15 protein-coding genes are annotated in these 25,799 nt (G+C 71.9%); 1 reads left to right on the top strand and 14 read right to left on the bottom strand.

Annotation, left to right across the window (positions count from 1 at the left end):
• Positions 1-12: 12 nt before the first annotated feature.
• From QJS33_RS02050 to QJS33_RS02105, 12 genes are all read right to left on the bottom strand, one after another.
• Complete coding sequence (locus QJS33_RS02050; RefSeq protein WP_306366105.1) at positions 13-1,455, bottom strand: hypothetical protein; 1,443 nt, start codon at positions 1,453-1,455, stop codon at positions 13-15.
• A 1-nt stretch (position 1,456) separates the two neighbouring features.
• Positions 1,457-2,500, bottom strand: coding sequence for a hypothetical protein (locus tag QJS33_RS02055; protein WP_306366106.1), 1,044 nt, complete (start codon positions 2,498-2,500; stop codon positions 1,457-1,459).
• A gap of 31 nt (positions 2,501-2,531) precedes the next feature.
• The gene (locus tag QJS33_RS02060; protein WP_306366107.1) at positions 2,532-3,641 is read right to left on the bottom strand and encodes a hypothetical protein; all 1,110 of its coding nucleotides are present in this window, start codon (positions 3,639-3,641) and stop codon (positions 2,532-2,534) included.
• On the bottom strand, positions 3,638-6,028 hold the full coding sequence (locus QJS33_RS02065) for a hypothetical protein (RefSeq protein WP_306366108.1): 2,391 nt from the start codon (positions 6,026-6,028) through the stop codon (positions 3,638-3,640). Before QJS33_RS02065 ends, QJS33_RS02060 begins: the two co-directional genes overlap by 4 nt.
• Entirely contained in the window at positions 6,028-9,312 is a 3,285-nt protein-coding gene (locus tag QJS33_RS02070) for a tubulin-like doman-containing protein (protein WP_306366109.1), read from the bottom strand. Before QJS33_RS02070 ends, QJS33_RS02065 begins: the two co-directional genes overlap by 1 nt.
• A gap of 38 nt (positions 9,313-9,350) precedes the next feature.
• The gene (locus QJS33_RS02075) at positions 9,351-11,672 is read right to left on the bottom strand and encodes a vWA domain-containing protein (protein ID WP_306366110.1); all 2,322 of its coding nucleotides are present in this window, start codon (positions 11,670-11,672) and stop codon (positions 9,351-9,353) included.
• 193 nt (positions 11,673-11,865) lie between these two features.
• Positions 11,866-12,957 (bottom strand): hypothetical protein, encoded by a 1,092-nt coding sequence (locus tag QJS33_RS02080; protein WP_306366111.1) that lies wholly within the window; start codon positions 12,955-12,957, stop codon positions 11,866-11,868.
• Positions 12,958-12,985: 28 nt separating this feature from the next.
• A complete protein-coding gene (locus tag QJS33_RS02085; RefSeq protein WP_306366112.1) occupies positions 12,986-13,420 on the bottom strand; it encodes a hypothetical protein in 435 nt (144 codons plus the stop codon).
• A 120-nt stretch (positions 13,421-13,540) separates the two neighbouring features.
• Positions 13,541-16,579 carry an SAV_2336 N-terminal domain-related protein gene (locus QJS33_RS02090; protein ID WP_306366113.1) on the bottom strand — a complete coding sequence of 1,013 codons (3,039 nt, stop codon included), beginning with the start codon at positions 16,577-16,579 and terminating at the stop codon, positions 13,541-13,543.
• 2 nt (positions 16,580-16,581) lie between these two features.
• Positions 16,582-17,736: a MoxR family ATPase gene (locus tag QJS33_RS02095; RefSeq protein WP_306366114.1), complete on the bottom strand. Its 1,155-nt coding sequence runs from the start codon at positions 17,734-17,736 to the stop codon at positions 16,582-16,584.
• Positions 17,736-19,715 (bottom strand): trypsin-like peptidase domain-containing protein, encoded by a 1,980-nt coding sequence (locus QJS33_RS02100; RefSeq protein WP_306366115.1) that lies wholly within the window; start codon positions 19,713-19,715, stop codon positions 17,736-17,738. The genes QJS33_RS02095 and QJS33_RS02100 overlap by 1 nt, the downstream gene beginning before the upstream one ends.
• Before the next feature lie 403 nt (positions 19,716-20,118).
• Positions 20,119-21,279 (bottom strand): hypothetical protein, encoded by a 1,161-nt coding sequence (locus tag QJS33_RS02105; protein ID WP_306366116.1) that lies wholly within the window; start codon positions 21,277-21,279, stop codon positions 20,119-20,121.
• Positions 21,280-21,385: 106 nt separating this feature from the next.
• Here QJS33_RS02105 and QJS33_RS02110 point away from each other — a divergent pair, with 106 nt between their 5' ends.
• Positions 21,386-21,805, top strand: coding sequence for a YchJ family protein (locus tag QJS33_RS02110; protein WP_306366117.1), 420 nt, complete (start codon positions 21,386-21,388; stop codon positions 21,803-21,805).
• 4 nt (positions 21,806-21,809) lie between these two features.
• On the opposite strand, the gene QJS33_RS02115 is transcribed toward QJS33_RS02110, so the two are convergent.
• Both QJS33_RS02115 and QJS33_RS02120 read right to left on the bottom strand, forming a co-directional pair.
• Positions 21,810-23,207: a hypothetical protein gene (locus tag QJS33_RS02115; protein WP_306366118.1), complete on the bottom strand. Its 1,398-nt coding sequence runs from the start codon at positions 23,205-23,207 to the stop codon at positions 21,810-21,812.
• Between the two features lie 338 nt (positions 23,208-23,545).
• Positions 23,546-25,636 (bottom strand): N-6 DNA methylase, encoded by a 2,091-nt coding sequence (locus QJS33_RS02120; protein WP_306366119.1) that lies wholly within the window; start codon positions 25,634-25,636, stop codon positions 23,546-23,548.
• Positions 25,637-25,799 lie beyond the last annotated feature (163 nt).

Genomic DNA, 25,799 nt, shown 5'->3' on the forward strand with positions numbered 1-25,799 from the left:
AGTGTCCCGCGGTCAGCCGCCGGACAGCACCAGCAGGAAGCAGACCAACAGGAGGACCTGCACCGCGACGAGGTACAGCACCCAGGTGGGGACGGGGACCTTCATGCCCAGGGACGCCCCGCCCACCTTCAGGTCCCTGCCGAAATCGGGTTGGTGGAGCCGGACGATCCGGGTGGCCAGATCGCCGACCAGGTCCGGGTCGCGGGCGACCGACAACTGGGCGGACAGGCGGTGCAGCTCCTCGCGCCAGGCGTCCTCGTTCCACCGGTCGGGGACGCCGGAGTCGCGGTGGGGGAGCGGAGGTCGGGGCCGGGGGTCCTGTTCCCGCGCAGGACCCGGGTGGGGGAAGGCCGGTCGGGGGCGGACGGTGGGGCCGGGGAGAGGACGCGGCTCCGGTGCCGACGGTGCGGGAACGGGGTCCGGGTCCGGGTCGCCGTCCGGCACGGTCTCGGGCCCGACCGCCGGGTCGGCGGCCGAAGGAACGGGGGGCCGGACCACGGCCGACCGTTGTACGGGGACCTGTTCCAGGAGTTCCTCGATGAGGCGTTCGTGGTGGCCGACCGTGGCCGATGCGGCGTACTCCCGCAGCCGGGGCAGGAATCCCTGGTCCTTCCTGCGGAGCTGGGTCACCAGCCACCCCGCGAGTTCCAGGTACTGGTCCTCCGGTTCTTCGCTCCACCAGGGCCCCGTGTCCCCCGCGGGTTCGATGTGGAAGGAGAAGCGGGGACGGCCGACGGCCGGGGGAGGGCCGGGTTCGCAGGTGCAGAAGGACCAGTCGTTGAACCTGCCGGGCCGCTGCCTCTCGGTGCCCAGAATGTCCCGCAGCACACCGTAGACCCCCCACAGCAGCACCAGGCGGTCGCGTTCGCGGGCCAGCGGTCCGGTCGTGGGGACGGGGATGTCGACGGGGGAGTCGGGGGAGCGCAGCAGGAGCGCCACCAGCAGGGGCAGGTCCTCCTGTTCGACCGCCTCCAGGTCGAACCGGCGGGCCTGCCGCCGGCCCTTCTCGTCCATGCGGCCGAGGTAGGGGGGCATGGCGGCCCAGTCCTGCAACCGGTGCGCGGGGGATTCCAGCCACGCGTGCAGGTCCGGCCAGCCGCCCAGGGCGGCGAACAGGGCCTGGCGCATCCGCAGTTCGGCCCCGACCACCGCCTGGGCGGCGCTGCGGCGGCCGTCGCCGGTCGTGGGGAAGCGCCGCAGCAGTGCCCCCTCCCCCGTGCCTTCGGGGACACGCAGGTACCGGTACCCGGGGTGGGGCTCTCCGCCGGGGAACACGGGGGCCACCAGGGGGGAGAGGCGCTTGTTCCATACCGACAGCCGAAGGTACTCGTCGGTGCCCAGGGAGGTGCCGCAGGCCGTGAGTCCCCGGGTGACGAGCCCGGGGTCGCCGAAGTCGAAGGAGATCACGTCGAGCTCGATCTCCCGTGCGGGTGTTCCGTGTACCGGGTCGTCCATCTCAGAATCCGATCCCCTGGACGTCGTCCCCTCCCTTGACCCCGGTCATCGCCATCAGGGTGAGGAAGGGCTGGAGGACCCGTCGGGGGCGTACCGGACGCGCGTAGCGGGTGTCGTCCAGCCGCACGGAGCCGGTGGCCGAGACGGCGTGGATGGCGGTCCGTCCGACTTCGAACCAGGGGCGCAGGTAGCCGCTCCCCTTGTCGTAGCGGTCGATGAAGGCGTACAGGTCCCGGGTCTCCTCCAGGATGAGGGCGGGGTCCAGCCCGGGGGCCCCTTCGCGCAGCCAGCGGTCCACCGGCGGCTCGAACCGATAACGGTCGGACTTGCCCAGCACCAGCACCGCCGCCTTCTCATGTTTGCCCTCGACCAGGTCCAGGACGGTCGAGAAGGTGATGTCCGTCTGGTCGTTCTCCAGGTCGTCGGGGGAGATGACGAAGAAGAACCCGTCGACCCGGTCGAAGAACGCCTGGTCGGAGACGTCCCCCGAGCTGGTCAGGTTCTCCCCGGAGACGTCGAAGAAGGCGACCGCCCGGCCGGGACCTTCGGGGTCGGCGGTGTCGTCGATCAGCAGGCCCAGGGCGAACTCCCACACGTTCTGGTTGGTGCGGGGCAGGACCCGGCCGCGGGACAGCAGTGGTTGGACGAGGGTGTTGGTGAAGCGTTCGTACTCGTCGACGTCCAGGGGGGACACCGAGAGGCCGAACCGTTCGAGCCCCTGTTCTTGGAGTGTGCCGACCATCGACGCCAGGAGGTGGGTCTTGCCGGAGGCCGGGGCGCCGACCAGGGCCACCACCACCGGTTCGCGTGACTGGTCGACGTAGCGGTAGGGCAGGTAGTGCTCGGGGTACTCGTCGATCCGGTTGGGGCACAGGACCTTGGCCCGGCGCAGCAGGCGCCGCCGCTGGTCGTCGGTGGCGTCGGGCGGGATGGTCAGGCGCCGGTACTCCAGGCTCTCCGGCGGGCGTATCCACAGCAGTTCGGGGTCGAGGGCGACCCGGCTCAGGCAGATCGGGCAGCGCACCGTCGGCTCGGTGTCGGTCATGGTCAAGGTCGCCTCTCGGTGCGGGGGCGGGTCATCCCAGGTAGATGAACAGGGCGACGGTCGCGGCCGTGAGGGCGGCCAGCAGCAGCAGGATGCGCCCCCAGGAGCGGGCGGTCGCGGGGGTGGCCGGCCCGGTAACCGTCGTGTACTCCGGGGGCGGGTCGGAGTCGGTGGCCGGTTCCGTCGGGGCAGGGCCCGGTCGTTCCTCGGCCTCGTCCGGGGGCAGTCCCAGGACCTCCCGTTTGTGGGCGCGGTCGCGCAGGAAGCGGGCGCGTCCGGGGGCGAGGTGGCCGTCGACGCCTCCGGTGAGCGGTGGTGGCTCCCCTGTGGTCCGGGTGAAGAGGGCGTCGGCGGTGGTGCGTTCCTCGGCGGCGCGCACGAGCACCGGGAGCAGCAGGGGTTCGAGGTCGGGGTGGTCCTGGAGCGGGAGGACGCCGTGTCCGGCGGCGTCGTATCCGGTCAGTGCCTGGAACAGGACGAGGCCCGCCGACCAGAGGTCGTCGCGGGGGTCGCAGCGGCCGGTCCCCTCACGCTGTTCGTGGGAGGACCAGGGGGCGGTCCCCACCGCGGTGCGGGGGGTGCCCGCGACGGTCGCCTCGGTGAATCCGCGGATCTGTAGGGTGCCGTCGCGTTCGTCCCAGTAGACGGTGTCGGGGGTGATGTCGCGGTGCACGACCCCGCAGGAGTCCAGGATGGTCAGTGCGCGCAGCAGGCCGTCCCGGAACAGCAGGCGTTCCTCCTCGAAGAGGCGCCGCCGGGTCGACAGAGCGGACAGGGGGATGCCCCGCGGTGGTTCCAGGAGGGCGAACGGCCTCTCCGGGTCGTCGTGGTGGCCGACCAGGCGGCTCAGCTCACGGGGGTGGGCGCCGCGGGTGCCGCGGGCGATGCGCGTTCCGGCGGCGATCTCGTTGTCCAGGGCGGTGTAGGCCTTGGCCCGGTCCTGGGGGCGCCGGTGGGCGTCGGGGTCCACCGAGAGCAGGAGCAGGTCGCATCGCCGTATCTCGTCGCGGACCGGGACGCAGGTCAGCAGTGGGTGCGGGGGGTCGCCGGGGTCCGTGTCGGGCAGGGGGACGAGGCGGCAGGGCACGGTCTCGTGGAAGGGGGTCAGGTAGAGGCCCTGCGGCTCGGACGTGTCACTCAACGGAAGTAGTCCTCCTCGGGGGGCGTTCCGTCGGGCGCCGGGCGCGGGTGGGCCGGGGCGGCGGCGGTGCCGTCTTCGGGGGGCGTGGCGACGGTGTCCTCGGTGTCGGCCATGCGCATGCCGTAGGGGCCGGTGGGTGGGGACGCGGGGGTGTCGGGGGCGGTGTCGGCCCCCGCGGTGTCGTCCCACCGGGTGCGCACCGTGCCGGTCCGCAGGGGGAACAGCCGCAGGACGCCGACCCAGCGGCCGCCGTGGGTCCATACCGTGTTCTTGGGGGCGGGGTCCTGCGCGGTGGGGGTGTCGAAGTGGTCGCGCAGGCCCAGGGGGGCGAAGCGGATCTCTCTGACGGTGGTGAGCGCCGTGCTCAGCAGGGGGGTCTGGTCGGGGTCGCACAGTTGCAGCATTCGCTCGTGGGCGGGGGTCCGCAGGGTGTGCAGGGCCCGTTCGAGGTCGAAGGCCCGGTAGGTGCGCCGGGTGCCGTCGCGGCGGGAGAAGTCGGGGGGTGTGTGCGGGCCGACCTGCTGCACGTGGTCGAGGTAGGCGTCGATCAGCTCGGTGATGGACGAGCGGGCGTGCCCGTAGGCGTCCTGTGCGGGGATGCCGCTGCGCAGCACGTTCCACAGTCCGCTCAGGGCGGTGGTGGTCAGGTCGGCGAGGTCGCGGGAGAGCACCGCCTCCAGTTCGGCGGGGTGGGTCGTGGGCGGGGGCAGGTCGCGTGCGGTCTCGGCGAGGGAGTCGGAGATGGCGCGCAGGGCCGCGGAGGCGGCGCGGATCCCGTCCGCCAGCCTTCTGCGCCCGGTCACGGTCCGCCATTCCTCGCGGGCCAGCAGGTCCACCAGGCGGGTCAGGTCGCCGACGGCGGTCTCGGCCTCGTCCAGTGCGGATTCCCTCCGCCAGCGGGTGATCAACGCGGACCAGGCGGTCAGGAGTACCAGGCCTCCGGTGATCGTGCCGACGATCAGGACCATCAGGGCCGCCAGTGGGGGCGGCAGCCAGGTGGGGAGGGTGATCACGGTGCTGAGCAGCAGCCCGGCGGCCAGGCCCGTGAAGCCCAGGAGGGCGTGCGCGCCCGTCACGGCGAAGGTGTCCCGGGTCGGGGCCGCCCGGTGCAGTCCCAGGGTGAGTGCGCAGACCCAGCCCACGGCCAGGGCGATCCCGCTCGCCAGCCCCCACACGCCCCCGATGAGGGCGGCTGCCAGGGGCAGCAGGAATGCGGCTGCCAGCAGGGGCGACACGATGCCGGGCGGGGTGGGGGGAGCGGGTGACTCCAGTGCGGCGATGAGGCGGTCGGGGATCCGCTCGCGGATGCGGGAGAGCGTGGGCGGTGTCGTGCGGGGGGCGATGCGTTCGGCCGCCCGGTCCAGCCAGGTGATGACGCCGTGCGGCGGGGTGCCCTGTCGGAGCCGGGTCTCGACCCGGTCGGCCACCAGGTCGAGGGCCTCGGTGACGTCCTCGTCGGAGGGCGGGAGGCCGCCGACGCCCCACCGGTCGAGTTCGCCGTGGACGCGTTCGTCGGGGAGGGAGTGGACGCGGGTGGCCAGTTGCTCGACCCGGGTGCGGTAGTCGGCCAGGGCGCGTCCGGCCTGTGGCAGTCCCTCTTCGAGGATGGTCGCGGGGGAGGTGTGCGCGGCGCCCAGGGGTGAGGCCGCCATCGTCATGAGGTCGCGGACCCCGGCGATCTCGTCGCGTGCCCGGGCCTCGTGGCGGGCCAGTTCCCCGTTGCCGGGGTCGTCGGTGCCGAAGGCGGAGCGGTGTGTTCCCTCCAGCAGGTCGATGAGGATGCCGGTGCTCCGTCCGGCGGACAGGGGCATGTCCGGGGCGGGGGCCGGTGCCGTGAAGCGCCGGAGGGCGCGGGTGAGCGCCGAGGTGACGGCGTCGGTGCTGCTGCCGGGGTCGGTGAGGGACAGGCCGGGGGCGGCGACGGCATCGGGCAGTTCCCGGCTGATCTCGATGACGCGGTCGAAGACCTCCTCCCGGACCAGGAGGTCGGTGAGGTCTTTCAGGCCCCGGTGGTCGCCCGGTGTCGTGCCCGGTCGGGTGCGCGGCAGGTCGGAGGGGCGCGGTCCCCATTCCATGCCGTCGCCGTCGCCGACCCACAGGGTGGCCACGTCGCGGTCGGTGCCGAGCGGGCCGGGTCGCAGGAGGATTCTGCGGCCGTCGTCGTCGGCGGTGACGGGCGGGCCGCACACGACGCACACCAGCCAGCGGACGCGGCCGCCGGTGAGCAGTTCCTCGTAGGCCCGGGTGTGTCCGGCGAGCAGGTCGGTGCGGTCCAGGACCAGGAGCCGTCCGGAGCCCAGGGGGGTGCCGGTGCCGAATCGCGCGCGGGCGGTCTCCTTGGCGTGCGCGGGGTCGCTGTCGCGCAGGTCGAGCAGGCGGACGTTCATCAGAGGCGTCCGCCTTCCCCTTCGCCGCGCTCGTACGGGAGGTCGTAGTAGGGCGGTGTGCCGGGGGCCGGCCCCCAGGGGTTGCGTTCGAGGGTGCGGGTGTCCTGCGGTGGCCGTTCGTCCTGCTGCCGCTTCCAGCGCGAGTGTTCGGTGAAGAGGGTCTGGAGGTCGTTGTAGGCGGGCGCCGACACCCCCCGGAACTCCAGGCGCAGGGCGGCGGGCAGGGTGCGCGTCCAGAAGTCGCGCAGTTGCAGGGCCCGGGTGCGCGAGGGGCCGCTGAGGTTCGCGGCGAGCCGTTCCAGTTCCTCGGCCTCCCTTCCGCCGCGGGCGAGTTCGTACAGGGTGGTGAAGAGGGGGTCGGGCGGCTCGGGGGTGCTCTCGATCCGGTGGGGCAGTTCGGCCATGAGCTGGGCGCTGAACTGGTTGGCGATCCCGTCCTCGGCGTTGAACGCCCACCGTTCGTACGCCTGGATCAGGGAGCCCCAGGAGGAGGTCCCGCGCAGGCCCACGAGTTCGAGGGGCATGGTCACCCCGCCACCGAAGGTGAAACTGATGCGGGTGGGGGAGGTGTCGTCCATGGAGGCGGTGGCCCGGCCGTTCCATAGGGCGTTGAGGAGCCGGTGCAGGATGTGCACGCGGTGTTCCTCCGTGGTGGCCAGGTAGGCGAAGTCGTGGCCCAGCCGCTGCCGCCAGGGCAGGTAGTCCTGGGCCTGGGGGCGGTCCAGGGCGCTGTCCCACAGCCGTAGGACGTCGCGGACCTCGGGCACCTCGGTGATGCTCATGGAGCTGCGGAACAGGACGACGCTGACGCTTTCGGTGCTCACCGCGCGGAACTCGTAGGTCTGGCCCGCACCCTGGGGGAGGTTGAGGGACTCCCGGAGGTAGTTCTCGACCTTGGGGTCGGGGGCGGCGGAGTGGTAGGTGATGAGGAGTTTGAGGGGGCCGTTGCCCTGGGGTGTGTAGCCGACCGGCAGCAGTCCGGCGATCTGGGACCGGAAGCGGGCCAGATCGGCGTCGGCGAGGCCCTCCCCGCCTTGCCCCGCCGCGTTGGTGAGCAGGTCGGCCAGGCGGGGGAGCAGTGGTGTGCGCTGTGCGTCGGTGTCGCGCAGGAAGCGTTTGATCTGGGACTTGAGGGTCTCGCGCAGGTAGCCGAGGGCTTCGCCGGGGCCGCGGTCCAGGCTGATGTCGAAGGCGGTGCGCCAGCTCAGCGGGCCGATGACGGCCTGGACCAGTTCGGCGTCGGTGGGGGAGACGTGCAGCCGTCCGGTCTCGTGCAGGTGGTGGATCAGGTGGTCGCGGACCCGGACGAAGAACGGCTCCAGGTCTCGGCCGGAGGGCGGCAGCAGGTAGGAGATCCCGGTGCGGGGGCGGTAGAGCTGCTGGGAGAGCCGCTCGAAGCGGGTGTGGTCGGTGCGGGCGTGCTCTTCCAGGCGTTGGGTCAGGGAGTTCAGTTCGCGGCGCAGCTGGGTGCCGGAGCGGCTCCAACGGGGGGTGACGGCGGACCAGGCCTCGGCCCACACCACCCTGGTCCGCCAGTCGTACCAGCGGTCCTGGTCGGCGCGGGCGGCGGCGACCGGCGGGTCGGTGTACTTCAGGCGCATGACGACGCCGAGCCGGTCGCGCAGTTCGGGCAGGGGCGGGGGCCCGGTGGTCCCCTCGGGGGGTTCGGGGACGTTGCGCCGCTGCTGGAGCAGGTTGAGCACGCCGGTACGGCCCAGGGGGTCGCTGCTCTGGGGGTCGCCGTTGATGATGCGCAGGGCGTGGAAGGGGTCGGCGCGGGTGAGCAGGTCGCGCACCCCGGCCCGGTGGTCGAAGTTCTGCGCCAGTTCGGGGACCTCGTAGGAGAGCTTGTGGCGCAGCGCCTCCAGGCTCTGTTTCATGGCGGCGAGCCGGTCGTACAGGGCGTGGCCGATCTCCCTGGCGCCGGTGGCCGGAGGGGGTTCGGCGAACTCCATGCCGGGCCGGGACAACAGGGGGTGCAGGTTGGCGGCGGAGAAGAACCCCTGGACGAGGGCCTCGGTGCGGGCGGGGTCGGGGTGCGGGGACGCCTGCATGTCCTCCACGGCCGAGCGCAGCAACCGGGAGCCGATGATGTCGGACAGTTCGTCGACGGGCACGGTGAGGGAGGCGACCAGGGAGGTGGACACACCGCGGTTGCCGATGCCGGTCTCGGCGATGGACTCGCGGTCGGCCTGGTTGTTGATGAAGCTGTCGGCGAAGGACTGGTGGTTCTCCTGGTGGGCGCCCCCGGAGTCGGGCCGGTGGTCGATGTCGGTGCCCGCCAGGGCGAGGATCAGCGAGGACACCGACCGGTGCAGGTCCTCGCGGTCGGTGCCGGTGGGGCGGCTGAACAGGAAGGCGGTCTGGACGGTGGAGGGCGGGATCCGGATGAGCCCCTCGACCGGGTAGACCACGGAGGTGTCGTCCGGGCCCGTGGGCGTTCTGCGGCGGTCCCCGACCAGTTCCAGCTCGGCTTGGCGGCTGTTCTGGTCGTCGACGAGGCGGAACATGTCGAGCAGGGCCCGGCCGGCGTTGAGGCGGGCGTTGCGTCCGCCGCCGAAGCCTTCGTCGAACGCCGAGGGCATGAGGATCAGCGGGTAGATCTTGATGCGCAGCCCCGAGCCTTCGAAGGCGTGCGAGATGAGGTGCAGGTAGTCGTAGAAGATGCCGGCGCCGGTACCGCCGGCCACGGAGAAGGACACGAAGACGTCGCAGGAGCGGGGCAGGGATCCGCCGAGGGCGGCCAGGTCCCCGGCGGAGGTGGCGATGCGGCTGATGGCGGCGCGCAGGGGGGCCACCGCGGGTCCGACACCGCCGCGGAAGGTCTCGAAGAGCGCGGCGCGGCCCACGGTCGGGAACTGCCCGGCGCCCCGGTCCAGGGGGGCGACCCGCGGTTCCTTGTCGGCGGGCGGCAGCCAGGATTCCACGGTGGAACCCGCGCTCAGCCGCAGGCTGCGGGCGGCCTCGGGGTAGGTGTGCACCTCCGGTACCAGGTCGCGGACGTAGTGGGCGGTGCGCTCGACGGCGGGGAGGTGCTGGCGGCCGGGGACGACGAGTTCGGGCAGGCCGTCGAGTTCGCTGCGGTTGACGTCGGCGTAGACGAACTGGGTGCAGGCGGGCAGCTGGTAGGGGAGCAGGTCGGCGCCGGGGCGCAGCTGCTGGAACTCGGTGCCGTCGGGGCCGCACAGTTCTTCGCGCATGCGTCGTTCGAGTTCGGCGCCCACCCGGCAGCCGGTGCCGCCGAGGCCGACGTGGAGCAGGGGTTGGTAGAGCTTCATCGCCATGGAGGACGGGCCCTTCGACGTTGCGTGCGGGGGAACAGTCAGTCGAGGCGGATGCCGCCGCCGCGGGGAGGCGGCCGCTCCTCGCCGAGGGGGGCGGTGCCCGGGGGGTCGGTGCGTTGGGGTCTTCGCCGGTCCGGTCGGGGGCCGCGCGGGCGGCGCTCGTCGACGAACGACAGGGCCAGGTCGGCGGTGACGGCGGCGGGTTCGGCGAACCGTACGGTGCGGGCGGGGCCGCGCGGGGGGCTCAGGCGCACCCCGTCGGGTCGGCGTTCGACGCGGTAGGCCGCGGCGGGTCCGCGTCCGGTGGCGTTCTCCAGGCGGGGCAGGGAGCCGTCCGGGTCGGTGATGGTGAGGGCGAAGGAGGAGGCCCGGCGGCTGGGGGCGCGCAGGTGGGGGCCGATGACCGAGCCGCCGCGGTGGAGGCGGACGACCAGTCCGCGGACGTCGCGGGCCTCCCTGCGCCGGATCAGGGCGAGGACGAGCAGGAGGCCGGCGGCGGCCAGGGCGAGGGTCAGCGCCGACCACAGCCACACGAACCGTTCCAGGATGCCGGGCGGGGTGCGCACCTGTACCTGGACCGGTTGCGAGACGGTCAGCCGGGTGCCGTCCGCGTTCTCGGCTCCGACGGTGAACGCGACGGGGGCGGAGGACGGCTCCGAGCCCTCGCCGACGCGGATGCCGAAGGCGGTCTCGCCGTTGCCCGGTGCGAAGGAGGTGGTGTCCTGTTCCAGTGAGGCCAGGAGCCCTTCGGGGGCGTCCAGGGTCAGCAGGACGTCCCGGGGGTCGGATCCCTGGTTGGCGACGGTGAGGGTCCCCTCGATGAGGGTGCCGGGCCAGACCTCGGCGGGCGGGTCGTCGATGGTGATCGCGGCCGACAGGTCCAGGGCCCCGGCGTCGAGGGTGTGGGGGACGGTGCGCACGTCGTCGGAGATGCCGGGGCCCTGGACGCGGCTGGTCACCTCGAAGGAGTCCGTGCCCTCGGGGATCTCGATGGTGCCCGAGTACTGTCCGTCGTGCTCGGCGTCGTCGGGCGGGGTGCCGTCGTCGCGCAGGGTGATGTCGGCGGTGTCGCCGGACGGGTAGGTCACCTGGGCGGTGAAGGTGAGGGTGGACAGGGCCTCGGGGTCGGTGACCGGGCCGCGCCGGGTGCGGATGTAGACGATGAGGTCGACCGCGTTCGCGTTCCCGGTGGTCTCGATGCCCAGGTGGGTGTTGATGAAGCCCTTCCACTGGATGCGCGCCGTCACGGGTTCTTCGGGGGTTCCCGCGGGTGAGGTGAGCCGGACCTGCCAGGTGCCGGGGTTCGGGTCGACCATGCGCAGGACCTCGACCGGGCCGTTGCGGCCGCTGAGGGAGATCGGGGAGCCGTTGTGCTCGTTGTGGGAGGTGTCCACCGTGGTGCCGTCGGGGTCGGTGTACTCGACGGTGATGGCGGGGTTGTTCTTGACGACCATGAGCGCGCCGTCGGTGGCCATGACCGGGACCTCGACGGAGAGGGTGACGGTGTCGCCGCCGGGCAGGGTGTCGCCGTCGGGGTCGCTCAGGGCGGAGCAGGTGGCGGCGGCCAGGGCCTCCTGGAAGGTGTCCAGGACGTCGGAGGAGTCCTCGACGACGCGTGCGGTGGGGGCGGCGACGTCCAGGTCGCTGCATTCGCTGTCGGCGCCGCCTGCGGCGAAGTCGTCGAGCTGGTCGCGGTCGATGGCGTCGCCGAAGCCCAGGGGCCAGACCTGTACGCCTGTTTCGCGGGCCTGGGCGAGGTGTTCGTCGATGAGTGCGGCGGCGTTCTCGTTGCGCCGGTCGGGCGGCCCGTGCCCGGGGCTGTCGCCGACGTCGAGGGCGCCGTCGGTGAGGAGGAAGACCAGCTTGGCCGAGCCTGCGGGGGAGTCCGGGTCGCCGAGCACGTTCAGGGCGGAGTCCAGGGCCAGGGCGTGGTCGGTGTCGTTGCCCTCGGTGTCGTCGCGCCGGTGGAGGTCGTCGGTGCAGTCGGCGAGGTACTGGCGTCCGACCTCCTCGTCGGTGAAGGTGGGGGCGCACACCTCCCGGGAGGCGATCTGGCCGGGGCCGTTGTTGCTGCCGAAGCCGAACACGGCGACCCGGGACCCGGGGTTGAGGACGCTCTGTGCCAGGGCGGAGGCGGCTTTGGCCTCCTCCGCCACGTCCTCGTCGGTGAGGGAGCCGGACTCGTCCACCAGGATCACGATGTCCAGGGGGGTGGGGTCCTCGTCCTCGGCGGCGGCTTGCGGAACCGGTGCGGGGGCGAGCGCCGCGGCGGGCGCGGGAACCCCGAGAAGCAGGAGTGGAAGGCAGACCACGGCGAGGGCGGTCCGCCGGGTCGGAGTCGCACGGGGGGTGTGGGCCACGCAACCCGTCCCTTCGTGATGTCCAGTTGTGGTGGGGAACGGTGATCGATATCCGTTCTCACGGTGCTGGTCGCACCATCCGAAAAATGTTAGGGGGCATCACTTTACTGGTTTCGGTGGGGCTCTTCAACGGATTTGCGTTGTTCGCTGATGAAACTGTGGGGCGGGTGTTGTTTCTGGGGTGCTCGTTGCTCTATTTCCGTTTTTGCTTTGTCGTACTTTTGTGATTTTTGTCCTTTTGGAGGCTTTTGTCGATCCGTTTCCCGGCCAAGTGCTCCTGCACTGTCGGCTCGCGAGGGAACTTGCCGGTCAGGTTGGTGATACGGACACCGAACGCTGCCAAGGAGCCTCGGCCGACGTCCAGGCCCAGGGCTCTGGCCAGGTCCAGGCCGTAGAGGTCGTAGTAGGACTCCATCAGATCGGCCAGGTGGGCGATCGCGTCCTCGGCCCGGATCCGGCCTGTTGTGTACATCACGGTGCCGGCCGCGGCCAGGAGCGCCGATGCCCAGGGGTCCCACGGTGCGACGGGCAGCGGCCACGAGGGGGCGGTGACCCCTAGGGTCAGGTGGAGTCCGCACAGTGCGGCGGTGGACAGGTGGAGCAGGCCCCAGCCGCTCAGGGTGCGGGCCCGGGTGAAGGCGTCCTCCGCGGCGACGAGGTCGTCTCTGGCCCGGTCGGGGAGCACCTGGAGGAGATGGGGCCATGACCAGTACAGATCGATCCCGTACCAGTGGGAGATCCGCGTCTGCACGGCGGCGAGGCGGTCGGCCATCCAGGTCGGGCGGCTCGGCTCTACCGGGCAGTACCGAGTGCTGCGGTGACGCTCGGGATTCAGCTGTGCGTGCTCCGGGACGGCATCGCGCCCTCCTTCGGCCGCGCGGGCCAGGCTCTTGTACTCCTTCTCCTCCTCCTTGCGGCGCAATCTCCGCCAGCGGCGCCTGCGCAGGGGTGTGTTCCAGGCCAGCACCCGTTCGTACACCCCCTCGGCCAACCAGCGGCGTCCGCACCGCGCACCCAGGGCCCGGGCCAGGTGGGCCGGGAGCAGCCCCGCGGCGACGAGGGCGAGGGTGACGGTCACGGCCACCGTGGCCGAGGAGGTGTACCACGACAACGCACGCCACAGCGGGGCGGCTTCGGCGCGCAGGGACGCGGTGTCGGTGAGGGCGCCCGTGTCCACGAGGGCGACGGCGGCGACGGCGAGGAGGAAGGCGACCCCCGGTAGCGCCAGATGGGGTTTCCAGTGGTCGGTGGCCTGTTTGCCGATCTCCAACAGGAGGGGGTTCACCGCTGTGGTGCCTTTCGTGTGCTCGGCCTCAGCCGGCCATGGGGCGTCGGGTGACCGGACAGATCACGTCCTCGGATCCGACGAACTCCTTCCGTAGGGAGCAGGGGTACTCCTCCACCGGGCAGGTCAGGCTGCGCCGGGGCGCCCGCCCGGGGCGACCCGCGAGCGGGCGGGAGACCGGTTCCCCGCTGACGCCGTGTGCACTCGTGTGGGCCCGGACCCCGGACTCGGCGGAGTGGCGGGGCTTGAGATGCGAGCCCAACTTTCTCTCCAGCTCCATCAGGCAGGACCAGGGGACGGCCCCTTCGGCGGAGATACGGCGGGCCAGCTCTTCCAGCAGGTCGACGGCTCGGGGGCCGTTGATGGGAGGTTCGCTCAGATCGGCCTCCCGCGCGGCCCGGAGATAGTGCTCGTACTGCGAGCACAGGTGTGCGGTCGCGTTCGGGCTGGGTTCGGTCGCCAACTCCCATAATCCTTGTCTGTGGCCGGGAATGGCGATTTTACAGGAGGAATAATGGTCGGAGGGGTTTGATGGGTTTATGGGCCACATGTGGTTTCAGGGAATAATGTCGCCCTATGGTGGTTATGGTCGGTTTTGCTTGGTGGTGGTCCTCGGGAGATCGGGCCCCAGGACCGTGGCGAGCATGTCGGACGTCAAGCCCCGATAATCGGCGACACGGGCCCGGAGGTCGACGCCGGACCGTTCGGGGGGCAGCATCATGGACTCGCCCTCGGCGAGGGAGAGGGCGCACGAGCGCAACCGCGCTCGAAGAACGGGGGAGTCCGCGGCATGCCATGCCTCCACCAGCGCCCGGACCGTCGCCCGGGCCGTGTCGACGATACTCGCGTACCAGGGTTCGTGGAAAGGAACGGTGATCCCGCCGACGAGCCGTACCACGTCCCCTGGACCGGTGCCGTCCACGATGATCAGGCCGGCCCTGCTCAGGTGGTGCCGCAGGGAATCGGGTGAGAACGTGTCGGCCTTCAGGAGCGCGGCCATGCGGAGGCGCAGCGCCCGGGTGCGCAGCAGCTCGCCCGGTACCTCGCGGCCGAGCAGTTTCAGGGCGAACAGCAGGTTGCGCGCGGCCAGGGAGCGCGCACCCTCCCTGGCCTCCCATACCTCTAGCGAACATTGCACCGTCCGGTGCAGGGTGTCGTCCACGATGTGGCCGGAGGTCTTCGCCCACCGGGACGCGTAATCCTCGGGTGGGATCCGGTACGTCGTGATGTGGGCGGCGGCGATGGTCAGGGACAGGGGGTGGCCTCGGAGCAGTGTGCCGAGGCCGTGCAGGTGCGGCGAACCCTTCCACGGGGTGTCGCCGAGGAGGCGCACGAGGTGGTCGGTCGCCTCCGCCGTATCGAAGGAGGGCACCCGGACCGGGAGGGCGGAGGCGGGGACCAGTTCCCGGTCGCGCGTGGTGACCAGCACGCGCCCGCGGCCGCGCGCCGGGGGAATGAGGTCCAGGGTCTCCCTGTGCGCCACACCGTCCATGATGACGAACCAGCGCCACGTGGTGCGCTGCGTCCAGGCGAGCAGATCGGCGACCTCGGTGTCGCGGTCCCGTGCCGGGGGGATCAGAATGGTCCCGGCGGCGTGGGCCAAGGCCTCCCGAGCCCGTTCCGGATGGGAGGCGTCGACCCACAGCACCAGGTCGAACGAAGGAGAACCGGCGGCCTGTCCGGCCAGTACCGCGGCGATGGTGCTCTTACCGGTCCCCGCGGGACCGACCAGGGCCAGGGCACCGCCGTCTGCGAAGGTCGAGATGACGGGGGCGATCCCATCTCTGGTCACGAACCGGGCCGAGGGCGGCGGGGCGGGCGGTGGCCAGGGCACCAGAGGCAGATGTGGGAGCGCGCGCGGCTCGCGCGGGATGCTTCCCTCCGCCGTGGGCTCCGTGCGGGGCCGGTGAGCCGAATCGGAGGCGGCCCCACCGCTCTTTCCCGTCGCAGCCCTTGTGCGCAGGGGGTCGGCGCGGCGCAGTAGGGGGACGACCCGCGGGTTGAGCAGGGCGACGGGTCGGCTGCCGGGCGGTACGGGACGGTCTCCCGCGGGGTCTCCGGGGAGGACGACGTCCGCTGTCATAGAGCGGCCGTGGGAACGTACGGCATCAGGACTGCGGGACAACTCGATGAGCCGGTGCGCGGTGTGGACCGCGGAGTTGCGCGGCAGTTCGGCCACCAGGGCCTCGGCGGCCCCTTCGATGAATTCGTAGGTCCTGGGCTGCCCGTCCACCGTCTTCAGAAGTCCGCTGAGCAGCACTTCGGACAAGATCCCCGGGTCCAGGGACGAGAGCAGCCGGCGTTCGACCAGCTCGGCCTGGATGAGCCGCATGATCGCCAGGTTCGGCAGGGACAGTGCGGTGTGCGCGGCAAGGAGGAAGGCCTCACGGGATGCGGTGTCCCGGAACCCGACCACCCTGTCCCGGATCCCCCGTCCCCGCTCGGTGGTGACCGTGGGGGACATCGAGTATCCGTCGGTGCGGTGTACATGGGTCACCGGCATCGAGACGGGGCGGCCCGAGGAGACGACCAGGTCGGCCCAGTCCTTCAGGCTCCCCGCCTCACAGCGCACCACCGGGACGGGAAGTGTTCCCGCGGGGGCGGGCAGGGCGTCTCCCGGTAGGCCCACGACGAACTCCCGGTTGGGGGCGCCGGGGCGCGGATTACGGACCAGGTGGCGCAGGGTCGGTGCGCCGGTGGCGCGCCACTGCCGTTCGGACAGTGGCTGTACGACGGCGGTGGGACCGCTGCCCGCCAGCAGGTGCAGGAGGGCGGCGGCCCGGCCCTCCCACCAGTGCGCTCCGGAGCAGTCGCTGAGGACCAGGGTCATCCTGCGGGCGGATGGATCCACTTCGGTGGCGGGATCCCTGGGCGGGCCGTTCGGTGACACTGCCAGGCCCAGCCCGCCCGTGTGCGACTGCGGGCTCCGGACGACATGGCGTTCGTGGATGACGCGGAACACGCCGACGTCGTCCAAGAGGGTGCGCAGTTCCCCGGCGAGGGGACGCCATACCTCCATCGACGGCCCGGTGTCGATGACCAGCAGGAGGCTCAGCCACCGTTCCCGGTCCGGGACCATGACGGGTAACCAGGGGAAATCGTGGACGAGGGCGTTCTCGGCGATTCCGCGGGCCGTCGCCTCTTCGTCCAGTGTCATCCGATGAGGTGCGGGAACGTGGCGCTTGAGGTGCCGCAACGCCTGTTGGAGCTTGAGCCGTTCGGTGATCATCGGAGGCAGCCCCAGCTGTAACCGGTGCGCGGGGCCGCCTTCCTCGCCATCGGGTCCCGAAGGCATGTGGATCTCCCCGGGCGCGGCCTCGGACACCGAGGTTCCGCCACCGGTGTCAGGGGGATCGGGAACACGGGTCGGGTGGGCTCGCTGTGCGGAGCCCCGCTCTGTGTGCACGGTCGGGGTCTGCGGTTCGTGCTCCGGTTCCCGGTCGGGAGTGGGCGGGGCGTCGGCGAGGACGGAATCCTCGGTCGCCGCCGGGTGGGGGGCGGCCGTCTCGGCTAGGACGATCTGGGCGCTCAGCCACAGCGCCTCGGCGCGCTCCTCGGGTGTGATGGGGGTGTCGGAGGCCCGGAGCCGGCAGGCGTGAGCGTACGCTTCCCCCCAGGACATGGTCACTCCTCGGAGTCCGTGAGAGATTGCAGCAGCCGGTCGGCCATGCGTCCCCTGGTCTCGGCGTCGGCCTGGGACATCTGCGTGTGCATGAACACCGTGTTCAGGAGCTGGTCGGTGGCCACCTGCCCGTCGGACCGGTGCTGTTCGAGGAACCGGGCGATGAGGCCCGCGGCGTCCCGTTTGGACGGGGTGGCGTCGCTGAAGTGGTTCTTCAGGATCGTGTACAGCTTGTCTTCGTCCTCGGGCAGTTCCAAGGACAGGCGGATACAGCGGCGCAGGAACGCCGGTGGGAAGGCCCGTTCCCCGTTGCTGGTCATGATGACCAGGGGGAACGCCTGGCATTGGACGCGGCCCCCGCGAATGGTCGTGGTCAGGGAACCGTCCGCCGTCATCACCTGGACTCCGGACGCGGGGACGTCCTCCCCGTCGCAGGACCTCCCCTTCTCCTTGCCCTCGGAGGAGGCCGGGGGCTCTGGATCCGCCCGCATCAGCTCGGGGATCTCGTAGTAGCCGCGCTCGAAGATGTTGAGCAGATCGTTGGGCAGGTCGATGTCGCTCTTGTCGACCTCGTCGATGAGCAGGACGCGTGGCCGTCGGAAGGGGAGGAGCGCCGTGCCCAGGGGGCCCAGGCGGATGTGGTCGCCGATGTCCTCGACCTCGGGCGGGGTCTCCTCGGAAGACCGGCGGGACCGGTGGTTCGCCGTGTAGAGCCGTCCGATGGGGTCGTAGCGGTACAGGCCGTCGGCGAGGGTGGACCGGCTGGTGATGGGCCAGTGCAGCACCGGTCCGAGGGAGAGTTCGTAGGCGACGGCTTCGGCCAGGGTGGATTTGCCCGACCCCGGCGGGCCGGTGACCAACAGGGGGCGGCGCAGGTACAGGGCGGTGTTGACCTGGTCGACGGTCTCCGGGGACGCGTCGTAGGAGCGAGCCGAGTGCCGGCTCGGGGTGGCCTCTCCTTTCTGCGATGTGGAATCGCCCGCGGCATTCCGGAGGGCGGTTCGATTCAGGGATTGGAAATATCGTTCATTGTCGATGGGGTGCTCGGCGTGGAAGTTCCGCCACGGTGGGGGGTCCGGAAGGCGGATGGCGATCTTATCGGAGTCGGGCTTTCTGGAACCCGTGAAAATCTTCCAGGATTTCGTGGTTTCTCGCATTATTCCATGAGTGTTTTCGGTGAGATGGAGTTTATTTCGATGAGCTCGGGTTTATTGATGATGAGGGACAGTGCGCGGCCGATGCGCTCTTCGTTCGGATGGGCGATGGCCGTCTGCCGCTCGTCATGGATCCTTGTGACCAGGACCTGGTCGACGGGGCCGTGGCCGGGGTCCTCCCGCAGGGCCTTGCGGACCAGGTTCGCCAGTTCCTGTCGGTAGGTCTCGCCCCGGCACCGGTCGTGCGCGGCGCTGTCGCAGTCGTCCCGGTGCCCCAGGAAGATCGGGACGCCGGACAGCAGGGCGCCGCGGGCGTAGGCGAGCGGTCTCCCGCTGCCGTGTAGGACGACGTGGCTGAGCACGAGTTCGTTCCTGGGAAGGTCGATCTCGGTGACCTCGTACGCCCTCACGCAGTCGACCGTGAAGAACTTCGGCGGGTTCGATCCCCCACCTGTGAGCTGTCGCCATTTCTCGGCGTTCTCGCCGAACGCTCCGCGGAAGGTGTGATCTCCTTTGCTTTTCTGTTCCCTTGCCTTCTTGATGCTCTTGTGAATATTGTTTTCTTTGTTCCAGAATTTCTCTTTGAAAATGTCTCGGTAGGGTTGGTGGAGTTCGAGATGTGAAATGACTACGGGATAGCGCCGGGACAGCACCTCCGAGTGATCGGTGCTCCATTGGTCGAAGGGCTCCAGGGACAGTGATGAGGGAACGATGAACTCCAGGGTGCTGCCGCCCGATTCGAGTTCTTCCCGGGTGAAGTCCACGATGGCCTTGGTGATTCTTTTCCTTGCCCTGTTCATCGGTTCGCTGCTCTTTTTCGGGGTGAGGGTGTCCCCGTCCACCTTGACCCCGTTCACTCTTTTGCTGAGGTGTACGTTCGCCCTTCCCGGTGTGCCCTCGATGATGACCGAGACATGAGTGCGTGGAGGGGCGGAGGGTGAGGGGAGGGGGACGCCCAGGTCGTGCAGCCAACGTTCGAGAATTCGCGCCGGGCGGCCCGACCTGCTCAGGTGGGAGGCCACTTCTCCGAGAAAGTCGAACAGGGGGGCCAGGCCACCCGACGCGGCGTGCTGTGGCCGTTCCTCGGCGAGATGGCGGATCCACTGCCAGGTGGACCTCGGGGTGGGGATGCGCTCGTCCACGTCGTGGACGTCGGTGAGCCCCATGGTGCGTAGGATTCCTTCGCAGTCCAAGTCCCCGGGCAGTTCTTGGACGACTTCCCGGAGCTCCCTGATCCCCTTTTGGTCCAGGGGTCCCCATTGGAGGTCCAGGAGGTCGTCGAAGCCGTCCCAGACGGCGCGGATGCCGTCCAGGGTCACCATCGTGCCGCCGCGTCCCTCGTGCTTTTTCGAGCAGATCATCCCGATGACCATCGGGTGGTCTCCCCGCGCGGTGTCCGGAATGTGGACCGGGCCGCCGCTGGATCCCTCGGTGATCGGTTGGGACTCCGGGAGCACCGTGAAGTCGCGCATGTACGGTTTCGACTCGTTTCGACCGACTGATTCCAGAGAGTACGGGATGTTGATGTCCATTGTGCTCATGACCGCCGTGGCGTCCTGTTCCGGAGACCGGTCCTCTCCGTTGTGTGCCACCTCCTGTCGGCTGGGAAACCCGGCGGCGCGGGCTTCGACGGAGTCGGCCACGATCGCCGATCCATTGCCCGCAAGGGATGGGAGGAAGAGGTCCTGGGCGTTCATCGTGGCGGGTGTCGCCGGTGTGACGGAAGGTTCTTTGATCAGCTTGAGCACGGCGACGTCGGGCTGGTCTTCTCCGGCGATGAGCTTGATCGTCGCCGGGAGGTCTTTTCCCAACTCTGGGATCCACACCCACACGACCTCCTGTTTCTCCGGGTCGAAACCCTTGAGGACGTGGCAGCAGGTGACCACGTGGCCCTCAGGGAAGAGGATGGCGGATCCTTGGATGCCCGTTTCGTTCTTCGGGGAGCGGATTCCGGCGCACCAGGGGAACCGGTCCGGCCTCATCGGCGGCCCCGTGCGGCCCGATTCGGAGTGGGAGGGCCACTACGGTCGGAGGAGGAGACTCCGATGCGGGTGGTGGGGAGATCGGTCTCGGGGGAAGCGGACACCTGGTTCTCCTGGGTTTTCCGAAGAGGCCTTCCGATGCCTCATGCTGTTGTCTCGGTCCGGTCGTTTCGTGCGGCACATGCAAGCATATTTGTGCTTCTACGGACAGATGTTGTCCGGGGTCCTTTGATGATGATCACTTTGTCGAACGGACGGCGTGGGTTTTTTGAGGCCCGGCTTCGGCGGGATTTTCCCTCGTGTCACAATTTTTAACAAATCGCCTAATTGGGCGATAACCTGGAATAAAGGGACAGGTGGCCGTCGGATCCTCTGGCGACACAGGGGTCGGTGAGAGCGGATCTCACCGTGTGGACGCGGTGTGCGGGGCGCGTAGCCGGCTCAGGAGGAAGGCGACCCCGGCCAGGGCGGTGGTCGCGCCCGAGCACACCATGAGGGTGCGGGCCCCGTCGGCGCCCGCGGCGGCGCCCAGCAGGTGGCCGGTGAGCAGGCAGCCGGTGAGCATCCACCGGAACGCCGCCCAGGCGCGGCCGTGCTCGGTCGGGTCGACCCGGGTCCAGATCACGGTCGCCAGTGCCGTGTTGAACACTCCGTTGGCCAGGCCGCCGACGGCGAACGCGGCCAGCGCGGCCCAGGGCAGGGGCGCCAGCGCGGGCAGGGCGATGGCCGCGCCCATGGCCGTGGCGGACAGCGGCATCGCGATCCGGCGGCGGACCCATCCGCCCGGCAGGGCGGCGCCCGCCATCACCCCCGCAGACCAGGAGGCCAGGGCCAGTCCGTAGCCGCCCGGGCCCATGCCGGTGAAACCGGTGAGGACGAACACGCCCGCGACCGCCTCGATGGAGGTGCCCAGCAGCACCCCGACCGTGCACAGGGTTCCGGCCGCGCCGAACACCGACGGGGAGAGCAGGCGGCCGAACCCCAGCAGCGCTGCGGTCCGCCCGGCGGGGGCCGCGCGGGCGATCACCGTGCCGCGGGCCACCGCCGCCGCGCACCCGGCAAGGACCAGCAGCGCGCACCCGGCGACGACGAGCAGGGTCCCCCGGCTGCCCGCCGCGAACGACACCCCGCCCAGGGCGGTGCCGACCACCGCCGCGGCCCCCGTGGCGGCGGTGTGGGCGCGGGCCGTCCGCTCCTCGTGGCCCCGGGCGAGAGCGCCCAGGAGTTTGCTCCCCACCGGGCCGAGCAGGGCGGTGACGCTCCCGTTGAGCGCGACCCCGGCGACCAGGTGCCAGGGGGTGTGCAGGTGGGCCAGGGCGATGAGCACCGCCGCCTGCACGGCCAGGGCCGCGGGCCACCACCACGTGCGCAGATGCCGGTCGGCGACCACCCCGCCGACCAGGCCCAGGAGCAGCTCGGGGACGGCCGAGGCGAGCAGGACGGCCGCGAGCAGTGCGCTGGAGCCGGTCTGCGCGGCGTGCAGGGCGAAGGCGATGTCGGCGAACCGGTCGCCGACGGAGGCGACGAAGAGTCCGGCGATGAGCAGGAGGGCGCGGCCTCCCATCGGGCACCGTCCGATCCCTCGGAGGCGGGACCCGGCGATCCTAACGGCCGCCCCCGCCGCGGGACGAGCGGATTTCCCGGCGTGCGCGGGGCACCACAATGGGAGGATGTCGCAGCGCAGAGAACGCACCAGCACCCGCCGCCCCCTGGACACCGACACCTGCCCCTGCGGGGGCGGGGAGTACGGCTCCTGCTGCGGCCCGGCCCACCGCGGGGACCGGGCGGCGGCCACCGCCGAGGCGCTCATGCGTTCGCGCTACAGTGCCTTCGCCGTCGGGGACCGCGCCTACCTGGAGCGCACCTGGCACCCCGACACCCGGCCGGCCCGGGTGGAGACCGACCCGGGCACCGAGTGGACCGGGCTGGAGATCCTGGAGACCGGCGGCGGCACCCCCTTCCACACCGACGGCACGGTGCGCTTTCGCGCCCGCTACCGGGAGGGCGGCCGGGACGGGGAGATGGTGGAGCACAGCCGCTTCGCCCGCCTGGGCGGCGCCTGGGTCTACGTGGACGCGCTGCCCTCCTGAGCGGTCACCCCGGGTGGTCCGGGCGGCGCAGTGCCCGGACCAGGAAGGCGGCGGTACGGGACCGGGCCGCCCGTTCGGGGTCGGGGTGGACGCGGCCCAGCGCCTCCAGGACCCGGACGGTGTCGGGGTGCTCGGTGCGGCGCAGCCGGTCGACGTCGTCCAGGATCAGGGACTCCAGCCCGCCGGTGGCCGGGGAGGCGAGGAAGTCCGCCAGACCGTCCTCACCGGCGGACAGCGCGGCGGCGAGCATGTCCACGATCACCCACGGGCCGCGGCCGGCCATGATCCGGTCGATCTCGTCCTGGCGCAGCATCCGCGAACCCAGCAGCACGATCGCCGCCAGGTGCGTCAGGGGCGGGCGGTCGCAGGTCAGCAGGGCGCGCAGTTGCGGGCCCAGGTGCGAGCTGGTCAGTTCCAGGACGGTGGCGCCGTCCCAGCGGCGCAGTTCCGCCCCGGGCCGGTCGACGGCCTCGCAGATCTCCCGCAGGGCGCGCGCCGGGGTCCGGGCGGCCAGCCAGGAGTCGATCGCGATGATCCGCCCGTCGGGGGAGAAGGACCGCAGCGAGTCGAGGAACGCACCGGCCTCCACCTTTCCGATGTCGTCGACGAGCGGGGCGGGGACCCCCACCGACAGCAGGATCTGGCGCACCCCGTAGCGGCCCAGCGGAGTGAGCCGCACCAGGCACGGGCCGTTCCCCGGGCGGCGGTGGTCGAGGTGGACCGCCCCGGTCTCGGCCAGCTGCCCCAGCATGTGCAGGAGCAGGCCGGGCAGGCGGCGGCGGATCCGCGCCGTCACCGGGACCGCGCCGGGGTCGGCCAGCAGCGCGGCGATCAGGTCGGTGAGGGGGACGCGGGAGCGGTCGGGCGCCTCGTACAGGCAGCGCAGCACCAGGGGGAGCAGGTCGGGGCCGGTGGTGCCGGGTTCGGTGGTGGTCAGGTCGCCGCGGGCGCCTTCGACGGTGGTCTCGAACATGTCGCTCCACCACAGCAGGATCTGTCTCGGATCGCGGGCCCGCTCCTCCAGGTCGGGTGCGGGGCGGGCCTGTCCGGCGGCGAGTTCGACCATGCCCAGCCGGACCGCCTCCCACCAGGGCAGGGCGAAGGCGGGGGCGGGCGGGTCGCAGGCCGGGTCGCCGCCCGGCTCGGCGGGGCCGTCCGCCGGGGGGTTCGCGGGCCGCAGGGAGAGGGTGCGCACGGCCTCGCGGATCAGCGGGGTGTCGGGGAAGCCGCGGGCGGTGACCGGGACGGTGGGCCCCGTCCAGCGGGCCAGGGCCAGGGCGTTGGCGTACAGGGGGCAGTGCGAGGCGGCGAAGGCCAGCTGCGTTCGCGGGTGCAGGCGCACCGGGCGGGCCGAGACCCGGGGCGGGTCCGGCGGGGGCGGGTGGTGAGAGGGCGTGTCCACTCCCGGATTCTCCTTACGAGGAGGGAACCGACGTCACCTTCTCTATCGCCCCGAGGCGGGGTCGCGGGCGGTTTTCCACGACATTGGTCCGGAAATCCCGGGCGGCGGGGGCGGCGAACGGCGCGTTCGACGGGAAAAGGGGCAGGGCGGCCGGTTCCGCCGGGTGCGGTCCGGCCCTTTCGGGTGTCCCGGCGGGCACGCCACCCCATCAGCGGTCTGGCCTTCCGGCCTACCGGCAGGGGCACGGTCTGACCCTAGAAGTCGGATGCTTCCGGGGCGGTAGTGCTCACCTGCCGGTGGCTACGGAGCCAAGTCTTACCGACCCGGCTTATCTCCCATCAGGGGGCGGGCGGGGCCGGGGCCCAGCGGCCCGCGATGAGGTCCACGCTCCGGTCGGCCAGTCCCTGGCCCAGGGCGTCCAGTTCGTGCAGGGCGTCGCGGAACCGCGCCACCTGCCGGAACATCTCCCCGTGGCGGCGCTGCTCCTCCACCGGCAGGACCGGCAGGCGCATCCGGGCCGGGTCCACGCGCAGGCTGCCGCGCATGCTGCTGCCGACCCGGGCGATGGTGCGGCTCTCGGCGGTGCTGGTGACGAACCCGGCCAGGAACCACGGGTCGACGGCGCCCGGGTTGGTGCGCACCACGTACAGGCCCGGCCCCGGGTAGGCGCCTGCGTCGGCCTCGGTGGCCACCCGGGCCATCGGGCGGGCGGTCACCGCGGGGATGAGCACGTCGCCCTCCTGCACCGGGGGGTTGCGCATGGGGTCGGCGTCGACCTCCTGGCTGCCCGAAGCGGGGCGGCCCCGGGCGACGTCCTCGCCGGAGATCACCCGGGCGGTGATCCGGGCGTCCCCGGTCCGGTGGTCCGGGTCGGAGCGGCGGGCGGCGGGGCGGCGGATCGTCACCGACCCGGCCTTGGCCAGCTCCGCCAGGGTGACCACCCGGGTGGGTTCGGGGCGGGGCTCCTCCTCGGGGGGGTGGGGCACCAGGGTGCGCAGAGTGCGCAGGGCGGACTCCACCCGGCGGCGGTCGCGGGCGAACGACTCCGGGTCCACGGCGGCGGTGCGGGGGAGGGGCAGGCGCGGGCGCGGGGTGAGGTCGACGTCCTCGTCCAGCAGGTCCACCACGTCCACGCTGCGGGCGACGCCGGGTTCGGCCACCGCGGCGGGGTCGTCGAGGAAGTTCCGCCACAGCCGGTCGACGAGGGCGACGACGGAGGCCTCGTCGCCGGGGGAGCCCGGGTCGTGGGGGGAGGTGTCGGCGAGCAGGACCGGCCCGGGGGCCCGGCCGGGTTCGGGGCGGCGCAGCACCCACAGTTGCAGGGGGACGGCGTAGTGGGCGGCCAGGCCGGGGGGCAGGGAGACGACGGCCCGGAACGCGCCCGCGCGCAGCATCTCGCGGCGGATACGGCGCCCGGAGGGGCGGGCGGCGGCGCCGGGCGGCATCACCATGACGACGGAGCCGCCGGGGCGGGCCAGGGCCAGGCAGTGCTGGGCCCAGGCCAGGTCCGATTCCAGGCGCGGGGGGACCCCGTACACCCAGCGTTCGTCCTCGGCGAGGTCCTCGGCGCCCCAGTTGCGTTCGCCGAAGGGCGGTGCGCACAGGACGGTGTCGGCGCCGTCCGCGGGCAGCGCGGGGGAGCGCAGGGCGTCGTCGACCACCAGTCTCAGGCGGCGGTCGAGCAGGTCGGCGAAGCCGGCGCGCAGGGCGGCCAGCCGGGCGGAGGGGGCGTCCCGGTCCTGTCCGTGCAGCGGGGAGCGTCCGGCCCGGCCCGCGGCGAGCAGGAGTTCACCGCGCCCGCAGGCGGGGTCGGCGACGGTGCCGTCGCCGCCCGCGGGGCCGGCCAGGCGGACCATGAGGTCGGCCAGGGCGGGCGGCAGGGTGTGGGAGCCGGAAGGGGCGCGCTGGTCCAGGCGGGCCAGCAGGCGCTCGAAGGCCCGGGCGGGGCTGCTGCCGTGGGCGGCGCGCACGGCGGCGTCCGCCAGGACGGGCCGTTGGGCGTCGGGCGGGGCGTCGGGCCCGGCCAGGTGTTCCAGGCCCGCGGCGGCCAGGGACGCGGCGAACCCGGTGCGGGCGGCGTCGAACAGGGCCGCGGGGTCGGTGGCCTCGGCGGTGGTCGGGCTGTGGTGGCGGTGCAGGTGCAGCAGCAGGACCCCGACCCAGGCCAGGGCGGACTCGGCGGGCATGGAGGAGCGCAGGGAGTCCACGGCCTGCCACAGGCGCTGGTCGGGGTCGATGGTGGGGGCGCCCCGGTGGGCGGACAGCCAGCGTTCCACCTCGGCGAGGTCGAAGCGGGGACTGCGGTCGGTGCCGCCGACCGGGCGTGGGAAGTCGTCGTGGCGGCGCCGCCAGTTGCTGACCGCTGTGGGTTTCACCCCGGCGATCCTGGCGATGTCGGCCGAGGTCACCTCCACGTCACCGGTGTCCATGAACCGTCCCATCCACGCTGGCGAACGAACAGGTCACGAGTGTACACATGCGGTTCCGAACACCGGTCCGGGCACATCCGAAAGCGTGGTTGATCGGATTCACATGCGGCGGTCCGGGTGGGGGATTCCGGAACCGGGGTCGGAGGCGTGGGTCCCGATTCGG

Source organism: Nocardiopsis sp. CC223A, assembly GCF_030766825.1.
Lineage (GTDB): Bacteria > Actinomycetota > Actinomycetes > Streptosporangiales > Streptosporangiaceae > Nocardiopsis.